Source organism: Nocardioides sp. YIM 152315 (genome assembly GCF_029210375.1).
Lineage (GTDB): Bacteria > Actinomycetota > Actinomycetes > Propionibacteriales > Nocardioidaceae > Nocardioides.
Map to the genome: position 1 here is coordinate 104,883 of NZ_JARGER010000040.1, position 18,124 is coordinate 123,006.

The window sequence follows — 18,124 nt, forward strand, 5'->3', positions numbered from 1 at the left end:
GCCATGCGCACCCAGGTCGCCATCGTCGGCGCGGGCCCGTCCGGGCTGCTCCTCTCCCACCTGCTCGCCGCCGACGGCATCGAGTCGGTGGTCCTGGAGACCCGGTCGGAGGAGTACGTCGCGAGCCGGATCCGGGCGGGCATCCTCGAGCAGTCGACGGTGGACCTGCTGCGCGCGGCCGGGCTCGCCGACCGGCTCGACCGCGAGGCCGACCCGCACCGCGGCATCCACCTCCAGTGGCCACACGAGCGGCACCACCTCGACTTCGTCGAGCTGGCCGGGCGGCAGGTCTTCGTCTACGGCCAGACCGAGCTGCAGAAGGACCTCGTCGCCGCCGCGCACGCGCGCGGCCAGGACGTCGTCTACGAGATCGACGACACCGCGCTGCACGACCTGGAGACCGACCGGCCCTCGGTCACGTTCACCGACAGCGGCGGCACGGCCCGGCGGCTCGAGGCCGAGGTGGTCGTCGGCTGCGACGGGTCGTTCGGTCCGTCGCGGACCGCCGTGCCCGCGGACGTACGGCGTACCTGGGAGCGCACCTACGACTACTCCTGGCTCGGGATCCTGGCCGACGTCGCCCCGTCGACCGACGAGCTCATCTACGCCTGGCACCCGGACGGGTTCGCGCTGCACTCGATGCGGTCGGCGACCGTGTCGCGGTTCTACCTCCAGGTGCCCAACGACACCCCCGTCGAGGAGTGGTCGGAGGACCGGATCTGGGAGGGCCTCGCGACCCGGCTCGGCCACGGCCAGGACGGGTGGGAGCTCACGACCGGGCCGATCACCGACAGGAGCGTGCTGCCGATGCGCTCCCACGTCTCGCAGCCGATGCGGCACGGTCGCCTCTTCCTGGCCGGGGACGCCGCGCACATCGTGCCGCCGACCGGCGCCAAGGGTCTCAACCTCGCGGTCGCCGACGTCGCCCTGCTCGCCCCCGCACTGACCGCCCTGCTCCGCGGCGACCACGCCCGCGCCGACGCCTACTCCGACACCGCCCTGCGCCGGGTCTGGCGGTGCACCCACTTCTCCTGGTGGATGACGACGATGCTGCACACCTCGCCCGACCCGTTCGACCGGCAGCTCCAGCTCTCCCAGCTGCGGTGGGTCACCTCGAGCGAGGCCGGCGCCACCGGGCTGGCCGAGAACTACGCGGGACTCCCGATCGGGTTCTGACTTCACAGCAAGTCCACAGCCGCACCAAGGGGAACCCGCAGGATCGTCGCCTCAACTGGGAGCATGACCTCCTCGGACCACGGATCGACCCCGCCGCCCCCGCACAACCCGTACTTCACGACGCCGACGACGCCACCGCCGTCCGGGCCTCCCACCCAGCCGATGGCGGCGGCGCCTCCCGAGCCCGCCGCCCGCGCCGGGTGGAGCTGGCGGGCCACCGTCGCCGGCGCCGTCGCCGGTGGCGTGATCGCCGCCTCCGTCGCCGTGCCGGTGACGTGGGCACTCGACCGCAGCGAGCCGGTCCCCGCCGCCGACGCACCGGCGGCCACCGTGCCGCAGCAGCCCGACACCGGCACCGTCCCCCAGCAGCCGGGCACCGATGGCGGACTGCCCGACGACTCGTTCGGGGGCGGGAACGACGGCCTCCCCTTCGGCGGCAGCACCAGCGACCGCACCGGTGACTGGTCCGACGCGACCGCCGAGCAGTCGCAGGGTGTCGTGCTCATCGACACCCGGACGACGTCCGGCGAGGCCGCAGGGACCGGCCTGATCCTCGACTCCTCCGGCCTGGTGCTCACCAACTACCACGTCGTGGAGGGATCGAACGAGGTCCAGGTCACCGTCGCCGCCACCGGCGACACCTACGAGGCGACCGTGCTCGGGCACGACCAGGAGGCCGACATCGCCCTGCTCCAGCTCGACGGCGCCTCCGACCTCGCGACGGTCTCGCTCGACGACGACGGCGACCCGGCCGTCGCCGACGTGGTCACCGCGGTCGGCAACGCGCAGGGTCAGGGCTTCCTCTCCGCCTCGACCGGCAGCGTCGTCGCACTCGACCAGTCGATCGACACCCAGGACCAGGGCACGGTCCAGGGCGAGCACCTCAGCGACCTGATCCAGACCGACGCGTACGTCGTCGGCGGCTACTCGGGCGGCGCCCTCCTCGACGACGAGGGCGAGGTCGTCGGCGTCACCACCGCCGCCTCCAGCGGCGGGGCCGCCGAGAGCTACGCCGTCCCGATCGACGACGCCCTCGACGTCGCCGAGCAGATCGAGGACGGCCAGGAGACCGACGGTGTCCAGGTGGGGCCGTCGGCCTACCTCGGCATCGCGATCACCGACACCGCCCAGGGCGTGCAGGTCGGCCAGGTCGAGAGCGGCGGGCCCGCCGCCGCGGCCGGCATCGAGGCCGGCGCGGTGATCACCGGCATCGACGACACCGCGATCACGTCGTACGACGTGCTGCGGAGTGCGCTCGCGTCGTACGAGCCCGGCGACGAGGTCACCCTGCGCTGGAGCGACGGGACCGGCGCCGAGCAGTCCGCGACGGTGGCCCTCGGCGAGTCCCCCGTGAACTGACGTCCGGCGCTGGCCGTCGGATGTGATCTAGACCACATGACGTCGGTCACAACCTTCTGGTTCCGCGCTCGTTGCTGAGGGGTACGAGATGCGCGCCCCGCCTCCGCGGGCCCGCAGCACCAGAGGGAGACCCCATGATCAAGCACGTGTGGAAGGCGCTGCTCGCGCTGGCCGTTGTGTGTGCCCTGTCCCTGGTCGGCACCACCACGACGTCGGCGTCCGCGAGCACCGGTGGGAGCGAGCGCACCAGCGCCGCGGCCGCGGCCGGGCCGTGCGCCAAGCAGAAGCAGAAGGTGGTCAAGGCCAAGCACAAGGCCAAGAAGGCCGCGAAGGCGGTCAAGAAGGCCAAGAAGGCCAAGCACCGCGCGAGCGGCGCCGCCCAGAAGCACATGGCGAACAAGAAGCTCAAGAAGGCCAAGAAGGCCAAGGCCAAGGCGCACAAGAAGCTGAAGAAGGCCAAGAAGGCGCGCAAGCGGTGCCGCGCGATCAACGGTGCCGGCGGCAGTGGCACCAGCGGTGGTGGCACCGGCGGCGGCAGCGCCGCCACCAGCCCACTGCAGCCGCTCTGCGACGCGGACCCGACCGGCTCCCTGCAGCCGCTGTGTGACGCGACGGCCACCGCTCCGGGCACCTCGCCGCTGCAGGCACTGTGCGACGCGGACCCGACCGGCTCCCTGCAGGCGCTGTGCGACGCCACGGCCGGCGGCACCCTCCCGGCTCCGCCGGACCCGACGGGCCTCCTCGGACAGGTCTGCACCCTGCTGCCGCTCCCGGGTCTCTGCCCGGCCTCGGCGTCTCCGCTCGGGAGAGCCGCGGCCTGACCCCCGCACTCCGGACGGGGCGTGCTGTCACACCGACGGCGCGCCCCGTCCGACATTTCCGGCGGTTCGCGCGACGGATCAGTCGGTGGCGTCGTCCGCGCGCCGCGACTCGGGCGGCCTGACGCCCTGCACGCGGTACTTCCAGAAGCTGTAGGCGAGCAGCCCGAGCGCGATCAGGCCCGAGAGCACCAGGCTGATGCCGGCGGCGGGCGCACCGGGCAGCCACCACGAGTCCGGCGCCGGCCACCAACCCGGCACGGCCGGCTCCACGAGCCAGAGCACGCCGAAGCCGACGATCGCCAGGCCACCGGCCGCCGAGAGCGCGATGCGCAGCCAGGTCTCGACGCCCTCGGCCGCGGCCCGCTTGGCGGCGCGCTCGACCGGGTCCAGCCGGCGCTCGGCCCATTCGTACTGCTGGGAGAGGACCACGAGCCCCGCGAAGAGCATCAGCAGACCCGGCCCCGGCAGCACCAGCGCGGCCAGGCCGGCCACGACCAGGATCCAGCCGGCGGCCTCCAGCACCAGGCGCTTCGCAGCCGCGCCGCCGGGGAATCCCATGCCGGAAGCCTGCCAGACGTCGGCAAGCGGGTCAGGCGACCAGGCTCAGGTCGTCGCGGGTCACGTCGGGGTCGATGCCGCCGGGCAGCCGCACCAGGCGGGCGTGCACGTGCGGAGGTACGGCGAGCCGGGTGAGGATCAGCACGGAGCCGCTGGCCGCGACCAATGCGTAGATGAGGTTGGCGTCGATGTCGGCGAGCAGCCCGTAGCCGCCGGTCAGGGCCGCGTCGACGATCAGCATCGCCCAGGCGGAGGCGGCGATCGCGGAGACGTCGGGCGAGCGCCAGGCGGTCGCGGCCGCGGGGACGACCATCAGCGTGATGGAGCAGCCCAGCGCGACGACGATCGGACGCGAGCCGAGCAGCGGCACGAGCGCCGTCAGCGCCGTCAGCGCCGACGCCCACGCGACCGGCAGCCACATCCGGTCGCGGTCACCGCCGCGTCGCCACGCGATGGCCATCGCGCCCGCGGTGCCGGGGAGCGTGAGCAACGCCGGCAGGATCACCCAGACCTCGTGCTCGACGACGCCGTACGCCGTCCACGCGGTGCCGCTGACCGTCGAGTTCGCGAGCGCCGCGACGCTGACGCCCGCCGCCGTGCCGGACCGCACGAGCTTGCGCACCTGGGGAAGGGTGTAGGCGACCGCGAGCAGGGTGGCGGCGAGGCCGAGCAGGGTCGCGAGCGAGAGGTTCACGGCGGTCTTTCTGTGCACGCAGACGACGGCCGCCGCGTGCGTGCACGCGACGACCGTCGTCGGATCCGACTGGGAGACCGGGGGGTGGGCACCCGGTACCCCGATCCTATCGGCCGTTCCGGACCGAACACGACCAAAAGAGTGGACCCCGAAGGGTGATCTCACCCACAGATCTTGCCGTCTCTCCCGGATCGAACCGGAAATCGTCCGGTCAGATGTCCGTGACCCGGATGCCCGCGTGGGCCTTGTAGCGGCGGTTGACGCTGATCAGGTTGGCGGTCAGCGCCTCGACCTGGTGGGCGTTGCGGAGACGGCCGCCGTACACGCCGCGGACGCCGGGGATCGTCGAGGCGAGCGCCTGCACCAGCTCGGTGGCCTCGCGGACGTCGCCCAGCACGAGCACGTCGGTGTCGACCGAGGCGACCTCGGGGTCCTCGAGCTTGACGGCGCTGACGTTGTGGAAGGCGCCGACGACGGTCGACTCGGCCAGGATCCGCTGCGCCTGCTGGGCGGCGGAGCCGTCCTCGACCGGCAGCGCGTAGGCGCCCTGCTTGTCGAAGCCGAGCGGGTTGACGCAGTCCACGACGACCTTCCCGGCCAGCGCCGGCGCCAGACCCTCGAGCAGCTCACCGTGGCCGTCCCACGGCACCGCCACCACGACGATGTCGCCGGCCTCGGCCGCAGCCGCGTTGTCGGCCCCGGTGACCCGGCCGCCGACCGCCTCGACGAGCGCCGCGGCGGCGTCCGCCGCGCGCTCCGCGCTGCGGCTGCCGATCACGACCGGCAGCCCGGCTGCCGCGAACCGGCGGGCCAGCCCGCGGCCCTGGGGGCCGGTGCCGCCCAGCACCGCGATCGTCTTGCCGGCGAGGGACTCGGGCACCGAGGGGGGGAGGTTGCTCATGGCGGTCACTCTCTCAGCCGGAACCCGTCTGTCGGCTCGAGGGTCGAGTCATGGACGCCCGACGGTTCCCAAGAGCCGCGACGGCAACCAGACTGCCGGTGACCGAATCTCGAGGAGTCCCGATGACCGCGACCGCAACCGCGCCCGGCCCGGCCTCAGCACCACCGGCCCGCGTCCTCACCGGGCGCGCCCGGACGATCGCGTTCGTCACGGTCGCGCTCGGCATGCTGCTCGCGGCACTCGACGGCACCATCGTCGCCACGGCGCTGCCGACCATCGTCGGCGACCTCGGTGGCGGGGCACACGTGTCCTGGGTGGTGACGTCGTACCTGCTCGCCCAGACCGCCGTCACCGCGGTGGTCGGCAAGCTCGGCGACCAGTTCGGCCGCAAGGGCGTCTTCCAGCTGAGCGTCACGGTCTTCATCGTGGGCTCGGCGCTGTGCGGTCTCGCCCAGGGCATGACCTGGCTGATCGTCTCGCGTGCGATCCAGGGCCTCGGCGCCGGTGGGCTGACGGTGACCGCCACGGCCCTGATCGCCGACATCGTGCCGCTGCGCGAGCGCGGCAAGTTCCAGGGCGCGCTCGGCGCCGTGTTCGGCCTGGCCACGGTGATCGGTCCGTTCCTCGGCGGCCTCTTCACCGACCAGCTCAGCTGGCGGTGGTGCTTCTACGTCAACGTCCCACTCGCGATCGTCGTCATCCTGGCCGCGAGCCGCACGATCCCCCAGGTGCCCGGCGGGGCCCGTCCGCGCATCGACTATCTCGGCATGGCCGCCGTCTCCGCCGGCGCCGCCGCGCTCGTGCTCGCGACCAGCTGGGGCGGCACGACGTACGCCTGGGCCTCCTGGCAGATCATCGGCCTCCTGGTCGCCGGGCTGGCGATCCTCGCCGGCTTCGTCGCCATCGAGCTCCGCGCGGTCGAGCCGATCCTGCCGATGCGGCTCTTCCGGTCCGGGGTCTTCGCGGACTGCTGCGCCCTGAGCTTCGTGGTCGGCTTCACGATGATGGGCTCGATGACGTTCCTGCCGACGTTCTTCCAGTACGTCGAGGGCGACTCGGCCACCGAGTCCGGGCTGCGCATGCTGCCCCTCGTCGTCGGGCTGATGCTGACCGCGGTCAGCGCGGGCAACGTCGTCAGCAAGACCGGGCGCTACAAGGTGTTCCCGGTCGTCGGGTCCCTCGTGATGACGCTCGGCCTCGTGCTGCTGTCCCGGATGGACCCCGACACCCACGGCTGGGCCTCGGCCGCCTTCCTCTTCGTGCTCGGCCTCGGCATCGGCCTGAGCATGCAGGTGCTCACGATCATCGTCCAGGGCTCGGTGCCCTACACCGAGCTCGGCGTCGCGACGTCCGGCGTGACGTTCTTCCGCACCATGGGCAGTGCGTTCGGCGCCGCGATCTTCGGCAGCATCTACGCCAACCTGCTCGGCGACCGGCTGCCGGCCGCACTGGCGCAGAGCCCCGGGGTCACCCCGGCCGACCTCGCGACGCCGGCGGCGCTGCACGCGCTCGACGCGCAGACGATCCGCCCGATCGTCGACGCGTACGCCGAAGCGCTCTCCCGCGTCTTCCTGTGGGCCGCGCCGGTGGCGCTGGTGGCGTTCGTGCTCGCCCTGCTCCTGCCCCGGGTCCGCCTCGCCGACAGCCTCGCGCCGGTGGCCAGCGACCTCGGCACCGGATTCGGCGCACCTGAGTCGCTGCCGAACCAGGAGATCCTCTCGCGCAGGATCGCGAACCTGCTCTACGGGCGACGTCGCGACCGAGTCCTCGACGTGCTCGAGGCGGAGGAGACAGAGCTGGACGCCGCGCGGATCTGGGCGCTCGTCCAGGTCTACGGTCTCACCGCGGCGGACCGGCGGGCCGACGTGGCGCAGGTGGCCTGGTCCCGGCACCTGCCGCCCGCCGTGCTCGAGCCGCTCTTCCGGCAGGTGGTCGCGGACGGCTTCGCCGCCGGCAACCTCGACGACCTCACGCTCACGGCGCGCGGCACCGCGGCCGTCGACAGGCTCAGCGCCCGCCTGCGCGACTGGATCCTGGCGCATCTCGAGGGCATGGACGTCGAGACGCCCGACGCGATCTCGGAGGCGATCGGCTCGGTGGTGCAGCGCATCGTGGTCGAGCGCGTCGAGGCGCCGGTCAGGCCACCGGCGGCCGCGCTCGCTGCGGACGCGCGCCCGTGATCCGCGGCAGCAGGACGCGCAACGACCGGGCCCGCAGAGCGCCCCACCACAGGCCGGCGCCGTAGGCAAGGTCGTCCAGCCGGCGCGCGACGAACGCCTCGGGCGCCCGCGCCGCGGGGACGTCGCGGTGGTCGAGCAGGTCCCAGACCATCGCCGCCGCCACCGCGCGCCGGGCCCTCCGCGAGACCAGGCCCGCGGCCGCCGCGCCGGGCCACCAGTGGCGCAGCAGCAGGTGGCAGGTCTGGCGCAGCGTCGAGACGGCGACCTCGGCCGTCAACGCCGTGGCCAGGGGGGGCCGGTCGGGGGTGTCGGGAAGGGTGCGGCCGAGACGGAGCCGCACCAGGGCGAGCGCGCCGAGAGCGCAGGGGACCGACCACCTGCGCTGCCCGAGCAGCGCAGCCGCGCCGAGGGCGGGCACGGGGGAGAGCACGGCCGGGGCCATCCAGTCGCCGTGCCGCTGGGCCAGCCAGGCGCCGCCGCTGCCGTAGAACGCCTTGCGTCCCAGCCATGTCCGCCAGGTGCCGCGGCTGTCGTGCTCGGCGACGTACGTCGGGTCGTAGCGGACGTGCCGCCCGCGCCGGATCAGCCTCCAGACCAGGTCGACGTCCTCGCCGACCCGGCGGCCGTGCTCGAACGCCGCGTCCTCGAGGTCGCCGACGCGGGCGAGCAGGCACGCGCTCGGCAGCCAGCCGACCTTCGACCACGGACGCACCAGCGCGGGCTCGGCGCCGAGGTCGAGGGAGAGCCCGTCGACGTCCCACCGCTCGAAGCGTCGTGGCTGCTCGTGGCGGGCGATGCCCCTCACTCGCGGGCCCACCGCCGCGACCTGCGGGTCGGCGAAGTGACCGGCCAGCCCGCGCAGGGTCTGCGCGTCGACGACGACGTCGGAGTCCACGAAGGCGACGTACGCCGTGCGGACCCGGTCGAGCCCGGCGTTGCGGGCGCCGGCGGGGCCGACGTTCGTCGTCAGCGTCACCAGCCGGGCGCCGTGCCTGGCGGCCGCTGCGGCGACCGCGGCCGGGTCGCGGGAGGCGTCGTCGACCACGACCACCGGGAGCTCGACCCCGTCCTGATCGAGGGCCGCCAGCACCCTGTCGAGGCGGTCGGCCCGGTCGCGGACCGGGATCACGACGGTGAGGTCGGCCTCGACCGTGCGGTCCAGGACGGGCGCCGCCAGGCCGGCCGCCAGCAGCCGCTCGGCGACCGCGGTGGTCGTCCGGTCGGCGGCCTCGAGCACCTGGCCCCGGGCCAGCGCCGGGGCGGGCTCGCGCAGGCGCAGCACCCGCAGCGGGGAGCCGCCCACCAGCGTCCGTCCGCCGTCGTGCACCCGGACGTCCGCACCCACCCGCACCCGGAAGCCCGTGGGCAGGGTCATGGGCGGAAGCCGCCGTCGGCGTGCACCACGCTGCCGGTGAGTGCCGCGCCCTCGACCGAGCAGCAGAACGCGATCGTCGCGGCGACCTCCGTCGGGTCGAGCACCCGCCGCAGCAGCTGGTTGGACGCGAAGGCGACCGGGTCCGAGAGACCGTAGAGGTCGGCGGTCGCCTCGAGCATCGGCGTGTTGGTCGACCCCGGCGAGACCGCGACCGCGGTGACGCCGGTGGCGACCAGGTCGGCGGCGAGCCCTCTCACGATCCCGATGACCGCGTGCTTGGCCGCGGTGTAGCCGGCCAGGTGGAAGAGGCCGTACGACGCGGCCGCCGACGCCACCGCGACGAACCGGCACCCGCTCGGGTCCGGCCCGGCCAGCATCGCGGGGACGGTGACGGCGGCGGTGTTCCAGACGCCCCGGACGTCGACGTCCCAGAGCTCCTGGAGGTCCTCGTCCGGCGTCTCCCACAATGGCTGCCCGCCGCGGATGACCGCCGCAGCGGCGACGACCGCGTCGAGCCGGCCCCACCGCTCCAGCGCCAGATCGGCCGCGGCCCCGAGCTCGGTCCGCTCGCGGACGTCACCGACGACGTGGACCCCGCCCTCCGGCGCAGTCGCGTCGCGGACGTCGTACCCGATCACGGCGTACCCCTGCGCGGCAAGGGCTCTGACGGTCGCGGACCCGATGCCACCCGCGGCTCCGGTGACGAGCGCGACCCTCATGACAGCCGCTCCACGACCTCGGCGACCATCGCCTTCAGCACCCGCTCGCCCTCGGCGGCGGTGGCGCTGGCCGGGTCGCCGAGCACCCCGTTCGGTGAGACCGCGGCGACGCCACCGGTCATCATCACGGGGAGGATCTCGTTCAACGGCTGGGTGTTGCCGGCCTCGGCGAGCTCGAGCCGCACCGACCCGGGCCGCAGGTGCAGCATCAGCGACGTCTCGGTGTAGCCGGCGTGCAGGTCCACGGCCTCCGTGGCGCAGGGCACCCAGCCGATCTCGTCGGAGGCCTCGAGGGCGGCGACGTTGCCTCCGTGGGCGTTGACGACCACGACCCGCTCCGCCCAGGTGCGCAGCGACCGGACCAGCTCGACCAGCTGGTGGGTCAGCGCCGCGGTGCCGACGGACGCGGTGCCGGCGAAGGACTGGTGCTCGCCGCTGGAGCCGTAGGCGATCGCCGGCGCCACCCAGGCGCCCGGCAGCTGCTCGGCCACGCCCCGCGCGACGGCCTCGGCGATCGCGGTGTCGGTGTCGAGCGGCAAATGCGGGCCGTGCTGCTCGATCGAGCCGAGCGGCACCAGCACCAGGCCGGCGCCTGCGGCCTCCGGGGACGTGGCGTCAGCCAGGCGGGTCACGGGGCGCTCCCGGTGAGCGGTGGGTTCGGCTCGGTTTCTCCACCGCAGATCGAGCCGAACCCACCGCGGGTCGGCGCCGGCGCCCGGAAGCGGTGAGTTGCGCTCGGTCTCGGCTCCTGAGAGCGAGCCGAACCCACCGCCGCACGGAGCCTCATGAGCGGTGGAAGCCCTCGGGCACCAGCAGCGTGTCGGGCGTCAGCTCGTCGATGGACGACAGCCCGAGCCCGAGCAGCGCGGAGTCGAGGCCGCCGCGCAGGACGTCGAGCACGTTCTCCACGCCCGCCTGGCCGTTGGCGGCCAGACCCCAGAGGTACGCGCGGCCGATCAGCACCGCACGGGCGCCGAGCGCGAGCGCCTTGACGACGTCGGAGCCGCGGCGTACGCCGCCGTCCATCAGCACCTCGACCTGGTCGCCGACCGCGGTCGCGATCGGGTGCAGCAGCCGGATGGCGGCCGGGGTGCCGTCGAGGTTGTTGCCGCCGTGGTTGGACACCGAGATCGCGTCCACGCCGGCGTCCACCGCGCGCCGGGCGTCGTCGGCCCGACCGACGCCCTTGAGCACGAACGGCGTGCCGCTGATCTGCCCCCACGTCTCTCGCATCCACGCCACGTCGTCCCAGGACGGCGGCGGCGTGGTCATCCACTCGTAGTAGGCGCCGAAGAACGTCGGCGCCGGCCCGCCACCGGGCGGCGCGAGGTTGGGCGCGGTCAGGTCGGGGACCTGGCCGGTGCGGCCGAACTGGTAGAGCCAGCGAGGCTTCGTGACGACCTTCGGCGCCATCCGCACCATGGTCTTGAGGTCGACCCGCTCCGGGATCTCGGGCGATCCCCAGTCGCGACCCATCGAGAACGACCAGTCCAGCGTGGCGATCAGGCCCACCACGCCGGCCCGGTGGGCGCGCGTCATGCGCTGCACCATCACGTCGCGGTCGCCGGTCCAGTACATCTGGAAGAGCGTGCGCGGGCAGGCCTCCACGACGTCCTCGACCGGCTTGGACGCGAAGTTCGACAGCCCCATCAGCGTGCCGCGGGCACCCGCCGCCCGCGCGACCGCGACCTCGCCGTCCGGGTGCACGGCCTGGACACCGGTCGGGCTGATCAGCACCGGCAGCGACACCTCGTGGCCGAGCACCGTCCGGCTCGTCGAGCGGTCGGCGTGGTGGCCGGCCACGTGCGGCAGCAGCCCGAGCTCGGCGAACGCCGCCTGGTTGTCCTCGATCGTCTGCCCGCGCTCCGAGCCCGCGACCAGCGCGCCGTACACCGGCGCGGGCAGCCGCCTCTGCGCCCGCCGCTGGGCGACCGCGATCGACTCGAACCAGGGGTTCTGCTTCCACGGGTTCTCCGCCCACGACGGCCGCGTCACGGCGTGAATCCCGCCAACGGGCTCTCGGCGCAGTCACCGACCGGAGGTCGCGAAAGGGGCCGCGTCATCAGCTGGAGCATCACCGGCTGGTTGCGCGTGGGCGCCGGCTTCGAGTGGTCCTGGCTCGCGGCCGGGACCGTGCGGACTCCCGCCAGCGCGAGCTCGGAGTGGCCCTGCACGCACTCGGGGTCCGGGCCGTCCAGGGGCAGACCGGTGAAGAACTTCGCGGCCATGCAGCCGCCGCGGCACGCGTCGTAGTGGCTGCACTTCGTGCACGCGCCGCCGGTCTGCGGCGAGCGCAGCTCGGCGAAGAGCGGCGAGGTCTGCCAGACCCGCTTGAACCCGCCGTCGGCGAGCAGGTTGCCGGCGTGGAACTGGTCGTGGATCGCGAACGGGCACGCGTAGACGTCGCCCACCGGGTCGATCAGGCAGACCACCCGGCCGGCGCCGCAGAGGTTCAGCCCGGGCAGCGCCCCGCTCCCGTCAGCAGGGCCGAAGGCGGCGAGGTGGAAGAACGAGTCGCCGGTGAGCACCCCGTCACCATGCGCGAGGAGCCAGTCGTAGAGCTCGCGCTGCTGCTCGGGGAGCGGGTGCAGCTCGTCCCACACGTCGGCCCCGCGACCCGAGGGGCGCAGCCGGGTGAGCCGCAGGGTCGCGGCGTACTCGTCGGCGATCGCCTGGAACTCGTCGAGCTGCCCGATGTTGTGACGCGTGCAGACGACGCTGATCTTGGCGTCGCGGAAGCCCGCGTCCCTGAGGTTCCGGAGGGCGAGCAGCGCGGTGTCGAAGGAGCCCGGACCGCGCACGTGGTCGTTGACCTCCGCCGTCGCGCCGTCCAGCGAGATCTGCACGTCCACGTAGTCGGTGGAGGCGAGGAACGCCGCGCGCTCGGGGGTGATCCGCACCCCGTTGGTCGAGAACTTCACGCCCACCTGGTGCGCCACGGCGTACTCCAGCAGGTGCCAGAAGTCCGGCCGGATCGTCGGCTCGCCGCCGCCGATGTTGACGTAGAACACCTGCATCCGCTGCAGCTCGTCGATCACCGCCTCGCACTGCTCGGTGGTCAGCTCGCGGGGGTCCCGGCGCCCGGAGGACGAGAGGCAGTGCGCGCACTCCAGGTTGCAGGCGTAGGTGAGCTCCCAGGTCAGGCAGATCGGGGCGTCCAGCCCGTGCTCGAAGTGCTCGACGAGCTTCATGCGGCTCTCACCTCGCGACGACGGAGCATGTCGGACTCGGCGAGACCCTCGAGCGCCGCGAGGTACGACGGCCAACTGGCCTCCGGCACCCCGGCCCCGACGAGGGCGGAGCGGACGTCGTCCGCGCACGACAGGCCGCGGACGACCGCGACGAGCTCCGGGCGCTTGAGGAAGATCAGCTTCCGGTTGCCGAAGTGATAGGCCAGCGCCCCGAACGGCTCCGGCCGCAGGGCCACCGAGGGCGCCAGGGCCCAGGGCTCGTCGAGCTGTGGTGTCGACATCGGCTCAGTAGACGCCGCACATGCCGTCGATCGAGACCTCCTCCACGAGGTCCTCCGCCGTGAGGTCGCCGGTCACCGTCTCGGCCTGCTCGTTCTGCTCGGGGTTCATCTGATGCTCCTTTACGGAAACGAGTGATGCCCGCCACAATAAGTGCACTCATGGCAGAAATGGAACAGGTCCCCGGCCCCGGCCGCCCGGAGGCGACCTCGCACGCCGCGATCGAGCAGGCGGCGTTCCGGCTGTTCGCCGAGCGCGGCTTCGACGGCACGACGCTCGACGACATCGCGGCGGCCGTGGGGGTCAGCCGGCGCACGCTCTTCCGCTACTACCCGTCGAAGAACGACATCCCGTGGGGCCAGTTCGACCGCACCCTCGAGCGCTTCCGGCAGCTCCTGCGCGACCTGCCGCAGGAGCTGCCCGTCCACGAGGTCGTGCAGCGTGGCGTGCTCGCCTTCAACGAGTTCGACCCCCACGCGGACCCGCCGCACGCCGAGCGGATGCGCCTGCTGCTGGAGACGCCGACGCTGCTCGCCCACTCCGTGCTGCGGTACGCCGAGTGGCGCGCCGTGATCGCGGAGTACGTCGCCGAGCGCCGCGGCCTCGCACCCACCGACCCGCTCCCCGAGACCGTCAGCCAGGTCTGCCTGGCGCTCGCGCTCTCGGCGTACGTGCTCTGGCTGAGGGAGCCCGGCCCGACCCTCCACGAGCGGCTGGTGGGGTCGCTGGCCGACCTGCGCGACCACCTCGCCTGACGAAATAGTCGGACGTCCAACTATCGTCGGAGGATGCCTGCCTCACGCCTGCTCCCGTCCGACGAAGCCGTCGACCTGATCGCGCTGGTCCGCGACCTGACGACCAACGAGCTCGGACCGCTCGTGGCCCGGGCGGAGCGCGAGGAGGAGTTCCCGCGGGAGGTGTTCCGGCTGCTCGGGCGAGCCGGCCTGCTCGGGCTGCCGTACCCGGAGGAGTACGGCGGTGGCGGGCTGCCCTACGAGGTCTACCTCCAGGTGCTGGAGGAGATCGGCTCGGTGTGGGCGAGCGTCGGCGTCGGCGTCTCGGTCCACGCGCTGAGCTGCTTCGGGCTGGCCACCACCGGCACCGAGGAGCAGAAGCAGCGCTGGCTGCCGACCATGCTCGGTGGAGAGCTGCTGGGCGCCTACTGCCTCTCGGAGCCGCACGCCGGCTCGGATCCCGCCGCGATGACCACCCGCGCCAAGCGGGAGGGTGACGAGTACGTCATCACCGGAGCCAAGGCGTGGACCACCCACGGCGGGCACGCGGACTTCTACAAGGTCATGGCCCGCACCGGCGACGGGCGCAACGACATCTCCTGCTTCCTCGTCGAGGCCGACTCCGACGGTCTCTTCGCCGACCCGCCCGAGCAGAAGATGGGCCTCACCGGCTCGGCGACGGCGACGATGCGCTTCGACGACGTCCGAGTGCCCGCCGACCGGCTGCTCGGCCACGAGGGCGACGGGCTCAAGATCGCGCTCGCCGGCCTCGACGCCGGCCGCCTCGGCATCGCCGCGGTCGCGACCGGTCTCGCGCAGGGTGCACTCGACCACGCGGTCGCCTACGCGAGGAGCAGGGAGACCTTCGGCGCCCGGATCATCGACCACCAGGGCCTGGCGTTCGTCCTCGCCGACATGGAGGCCGCCGTGCAGAGCGCGCGCGCGACGATGCTGCACGCGGCCCGGCTCAAGGACCAGGGTCTGCCCTACGGACGCGAGGCGTCGGTCGCGAAGCTGGTCGCCACCGACAACGCGATGAAGGTGACGACCGACGCGGTCCAGGTGCTCGGCGGCTACGGATACACCCGCGACTTCCCCGTCGAGCGCTACATGCGCGAGGCCAAGGTCATGCAGATCTTCGAGGGCACCAACCAGATCCAGCGGCTGGTCATCGGCCGCGGCCTCGACCGCGGAGACGCCGGCCGGCTGGCCCGCGTCTCCGGGTGAGGGTCGGGCTCATCGCTCGCGGGAGACGCCGCGGCTTGTCGGGTGTCGGCGGCGCCGTCTAGGTTGCAGTTCCGGTCACGGAGAGTGACCTGGATCACTCGGGAGCCCAGATGCGCCACCTGCCGCGTGCCCTGCTCGTCCTCGTCGCACTCGCCCTGCTCGCGCCCTGGCTGCCGGCCGACGCGAGCCCTGCCGGGCGCCACCACCCCGGGCACGACCGCGGCTCGGGCTCCGGCGGCGACTACGCCCGGCACGCGCTGCGCACCGGCCTGACCGACCAGGACTTCTACTTCGTGATGGGCGACCGCTTCGCCAACGGTGACCCGACGAACGACACCGGAGGGCTCGGCTCCGACCGGCTGGTCAGCGGCTTCGACCCGACCGCGCGCGGCTTCTACAACGGAGGCGACCTGGCGGGGCTGCGGTCCCGGCTCGACTACATCAGGGGGCTCGGCACCGACGCGATCTGGCTGACGCCGATCTTCACCAACAAGGCGGTGCAGCTCGAGGACGGTCCGTCCGCGGGCTACCACGGGTACTGGATCACCGACTTCACGCGGGTCGACCCGCACCTCGGCACCAACGCCGAGCTCGCCGCGCTCGTCGACGCCGCCCATGCGAAGGGCATGAAGGTCTTCTTCGACATCATCACCAACCACACAGCCGACGTCGTGGGCTACGAGGAGGGCGCGCGCACCGGCTACGTCTCGAAGGACACCTCGCCGTACGTCGACGCCCGCGGTCGCGTCTTCGACGACCGCGACGTCGCCGGCAGCCGCCGCTTCCCGGAGCTGTCCGCGACGACGTCGTTCCCCTACACGCCGGTGCTCGACCCGGCCGAGCAGGACCTCAAGGTGCCGGCCTGGCTCAACGACCCGACGATGTACCACAACCGCGGCAACACCGACTTCGTCCGCGACGACGAGGACAGCCAGTACGGCGACTTCTTCGGCCTCGACGACCTCTTCACCGAGCGGCCCGAGGTGGTGGACGGGATGATCGACATCTACCGCACCTGGATCGGCGAGTTCGGCATCGACGGCTTCCGCATCGACACGATGAAGCACGTCGACGACGAGTTCTGGCTGGAGTTCGGGCCGGGCATCCTCGACTACGCGAGGCGGCACGGGAAGCCGGAGTTCTTCATGTTCGGCGAGGTCGCGCTCGACGGCAGCGGACCGGCGTCCAAGGCGTTCACGTCCCGCTACACCACCCAGGACGGGATGCAGGCGATCCTCGACTTCCCCTTCCAGGACGCCGCGCGCGGGTTCGCCTCGAAGGGGCTGCCCACCCAGCGGGTGGCCGACTTCTTCGCGAACGACGACTGGTACACCGACGCCGACTCCAACGCCTATGCGCTGCCGACGTTCCTCGGCAACCACGACATGGGCCGGTTCGGCCACTTCCTGACGACGGACAACGCGGGCGCCGGCGATGCCGAGCTGTTCGCGCGCGACCGGCTGGCCCACGAGCTGATGTACCTCTCGCGCGGCAACCCGGTCGTCTACTACGGCGACGAGCAGGGCTTCACCGGCACCGGCGGCGATCAGCTCGCCCGGCAGACGATGTTCGCGAGCCAGGTGCCGGACTACCGCGACGACGACCAGATCGGCACCGACCGCACCGGAGCCGACGACAACTTCGTCACCGATCACCCGCTCTACCGGGCCATCGGCGACCTCGCCGCGCTCACCGACCGGTACCCCGCGCTGCGCGACGGCGCCCAGCAGGTCCGGCTGGCGGGTGACGACGCGGGCATCCTCGCGTTCTCGCGGTTCGACCGACGCAGCCAGCGCGAGTACGTCGTCGCGCTCAACAACAGCGAGCAGCCCGCGGCGGGCGACGTCCCGACCGCCGTGCGCCGCGGCGGGTTCACGCGTCTCTACGGCGAGGGTCCGGCGCGGCTCTCGACCGACCGCGACCGCTCGCTGTCGCTCGGCGTGCCGGCGCTCGCGTCGGTCGTCTACGTGTCCGACCGACGGATCGCCCGCTCGCCGCGGGCCCCCCGGATCGCGCTCGCGCAGCCCGTGCCGAGCGACGTCAGCCGCGGCCGGATGCACGTCGCGGCCGACGTCGACGGGTCGTCGTTCTACGAGGTGACCTTCCAGCGGCGCGTGGGTGGACACGGGCCGTGGCGCACGGTCGGCACCGACGACGGCGCGCCGTACCAAGTCTTCGACGACGTCAGCGCGCTCCGGCCCGGCACGCGGGTGGACTACCGCGCCGCCGTGCTCGACAACGCCGGGCACACCCGGGGCACGTCGCCGCGGACCGCCCGGGTGCCCTCCCCGAGGGTGACCGTGGTCGGCCCGGCCGGCCCGTCGGTGATCGGGAACGACCCGGTCACGATCGAGGCCACGGTCGACCCCGAACGGACCAGCCAATCGGTGACGTTCCAGCGTCAGGTGGGCTCCGGCCCGTGGACGACGCTCGGCACGGACACGTCGTCTCCGTGGTACAGCCGCACCGACGACGTGTCCGACCTGCCGATCGGCACCCGGGTCTCCTACCGCGCCGTCCTGCAGGAGGGGCGCCTGCCGCGCGTCACCAGCGACCCGGTCACCGTGACGACGGCGGACCCGACTCCGTCGCGCGACAGCGTGACCGTCGCCGGCGACCTCCAGTCCGAGCTGGGCTGCCCCGGCGACTGGCAGCCCGACTGCGCCGCGACCCACCTGGCCTTCGACACCAGCGACGGGAAGTGGCGCGGCACGTTCACCGTGCCCGAGGGCGCCTACCAGTGGAAGGTCGCCATCGACGACTCGTGGGACGAGAACTACGGCGCCGGAGGGGCGGCCGGCGGAGACAACATCCCGCTCGACGTCCCAGCCGGCGGCGCCACCTACGTCTTCACCTGGGACCAGGCGTCGCATGTCCCGTCGGTGGCGCCGGCGGGCTGAGTCGGGCGCG

Annotated in this window: 17 protein-coding genes; 7 read left to right on the plus strand and 10 right to left on the minus strand. The window is 73.2% G+C overall.

The window, feature by feature from the left end; translation table 11 throughout:
• The first annotated feature begins 3 nt into the window (after positions 1 to 3).
• The 3 genes from PZ894_RS17320 to PZ894_RS17330 all read left to right on the plus strand — a co-directional run bounded on the left by PZ894_RS17320 (position 4) and on the right by PZ894_RS17330 (position 3,356).
• Positions 4 to 1,176 carry a 4-hydroxybenzoate 3-monooxygenase gene (locus PZ894_RS17320; protein ID WP_275746711.1) on the plus strand — a complete coding sequence of 391 codons (1,173 nt, stop codon included), beginning with the start codon at positions 4 to 6 and terminating at the stop codon, positions 1,174 to 1,176.
• A gap of 63 nt (positions 1,177 to 1,239) precedes the next feature.
• Entirely contained in the window at positions 1,240 to 2,535 is a 1,296-nt protein-coding gene (locus tag PZ894_RS17325; RefSeq protein WP_275746712.1) for a trypsin-like peptidase domain-containing protein, read from the plus strand.
• Between the two features lie 134 nt (positions 2,536 to 2,669).
• Positions 2,670 to 3,356: a hypothetical protein gene (locus PZ894_RS17330; protein WP_275746713.1), complete on the plus strand. Its 687-nt coding sequence runs from the start codon at positions 2,670 to 2,672 to the stop codon at positions 3,354 to 3,356.
• 78 nt (positions 3,357 to 3,434) lie between these two features.
• Here PZ894_RS17330 and PZ894_RS17335 read toward each other — a convergent pair whose 3' ends face one another.
• The 3 genes from PZ894_RS17335 to npdG all read right to left on the minus strand — a co-directional run bounded on the left by PZ894_RS17335 (position 3,435) and on the right by npdG (position 5,509).
• Positions 3,435 to 3,914, minus strand: a complete 480-nt coding sequence (locus PZ894_RS17335; RefSeq protein WP_275746714.1) for a PGPGW domain-containing protein — start codon at positions 3,912 to 3,914, stop codon at positions 3,435 to 3,437.
• A 31-nt stretch (positions 3,915 to 3,945) separates the two neighbouring features.
• Positions 3,946 to 4,608, minus strand: a complete 663-nt coding sequence (locus tag PZ894_RS17340; protein ID WP_275746716.1) for a PQ-loop domain-containing transporter — start codon at positions 4,606 to 4,608, stop codon at positions 3,946 to 3,948.
• A 211-nt stretch (positions 4,609 to 4,819) separates the two neighbouring features.
• The gene (npdG, locus tag PZ894_RS17345) at positions 4,820 to 5,509 is read right to left on the minus strand and encodes an NADPH-dependent F420 reductase (RefSeq protein WP_275746717.1); all 690 of its coding nucleotides are present in this window, start codon (positions 5,507 to 5,509) and stop codon (positions 4,820 to 4,822) included.
• 122 nt (positions 5,510 to 5,631) lie between these two features.
• Between npdG and PZ894_RS17350 the strand changes: the two genes are divergently transcribed.
• Entirely contained in the window at positions 5,632 to 7,689 is a 2,058-nt protein-coding gene (locus tag PZ894_RS17350) for an MDR family MFS transporter (RefSeq protein ID WP_275746719.1), read from the plus strand.
• Here PZ894_RS17350 and mftF read toward each other — a convergent pair.
• From mftF to mftA, 7 genes are all read right to left on the minus strand, one after another.
• Positions 7,646 to 9,064, minus strand: coding sequence for a mycofactocin biosynthesis glycosyltransferase MftF (gene mftF, locus PZ894_RS17355; protein WP_275746720.1), 1,419 nt, complete (start codon positions 9,062 to 9,064; stop codon positions 7,646 to 7,648). The two genes, PZ894_RS17350 and mftF, sit on opposite strands and share 44 nt — an antisense overlap.
• On the minus strand, positions 9,061 to 9,783 hold the full coding sequence (locus PZ894_RS17360) for a mycofactocin-coupled SDR family oxidoreductase (RefSeq protein ID WP_275746721.1): 723 nt from the start codon (positions 9,781 to 9,783) through the stop codon (positions 9,061 to 9,063). Before PZ894_RS17360 ends, mftF begins: the two co-directional genes overlap by 4 nt.
• Positions 9,780 to 10,415, minus strand: a complete 636-nt coding sequence (mftE, locus tag PZ894_RS17365) for a mycofactocin biosynthesis peptidyl-dipeptidase MftE (RefSeq protein ID WP_275746722.1) — start codon at positions 10,413 to 10,415, stop codon at positions 9,780 to 9,782. The genes PZ894_RS17360 and mftE overlap by 4 nt, the downstream gene beginning before the upstream one ends.
• 151 nt (positions 10,416 to 10,566) lie before the next feature.
• On the minus strand, positions 10,567 to 11,778 hold the full coding sequence (gene mftD / locus PZ894_RS17370; protein WP_275746723.1) for a pre-mycofactocin synthase MftD: 1,212 nt from the start codon (positions 11,776 to 11,778) through the stop codon (positions 10,567 to 10,569).
• A complete protein-coding gene (gene mftC, locus PZ894_RS17375; protein WP_275746725.1) occupies positions 11,775 to 12,974 on the minus strand; it encodes a mycofactocin radical SAM maturase in 1,200 nt (399 codons plus the stop codon). Before mftC ends, mftD begins: the two co-directional genes overlap by 4 nt.
• Positions 12,971 to 13,255 carry a mycofactocin biosynthesis chaperone MftB gene (mftB, locus tag PZ894_RS17380; RefSeq protein WP_275746727.1) on the minus strand — a complete coding sequence of 95 codons (285 nt, stop codon included), beginning with the start codon at positions 13,253 to 13,255 and terminating at the stop codon, positions 12,971 to 12,973. The genes mftC and mftB overlap by 4 nt, the downstream gene beginning before the upstream one ends.
• 4 nt (positions 13,256 to 13,259) lie before the next feature.
• Positions 13,260 to 13,364, minus strand: coding sequence for a mycofactocin precursor MftA (mftA, locus tag PZ894_RS17385; protein ID WP_275746728.1), 105 nt, complete (start codon positions 13,362 to 13,364; stop codon positions 13,260 to 13,262).
• Between the two features lie 50 nt (positions 13,365 to 13,414).
• Between mftA and mftR the strand changes: the two genes are divergently transcribed.
• The 3 genes from mftR (at position 13,415) to PZ894_RS17400 (ending at position 18,114) form a co-directional block, all read left to right on the plus strand.
• The gene (gene mftR / locus PZ894_RS17390) at positions 13,415 to 14,008 is read left to right on the plus strand and encodes a mycofactocin system transcriptional regulator (protein ID WP_275746730.1); all 594 of its coding nucleotides are present in this window, start codon (positions 13,415 to 13,417) and stop codon (positions 14,006 to 14,008) included.
• Positions 14,009 to 14,041: 33 nt separating this feature from the next.
• Positions 14,042 to 15,214 (plus strand): acyl-CoA dehydrogenase family protein, encoded by a 1,173-nt coding sequence (locus PZ894_RS17395; RefSeq protein WP_275746731.1) that lies wholly within the window; start codon positions 14,042 to 14,044, stop codon positions 15,212 to 15,214.
• 110 nt (positions 15,215 to 15,324) lie between these two features.
• Positions 15,325 to 18,114 (plus strand): alpha-amylase family glycosyl hydrolase, encoded by a 2,790-nt coding sequence (locus PZ894_RS17400; RefSeq protein ID WP_275746733.1) that lies wholly within the window; start codon positions 15,325 to 15,327, stop codon positions 18,112 to 18,114.
• The last annotated feature ends 10 nt before the right edge of the window (positions 18,115 to 18,124 follow it).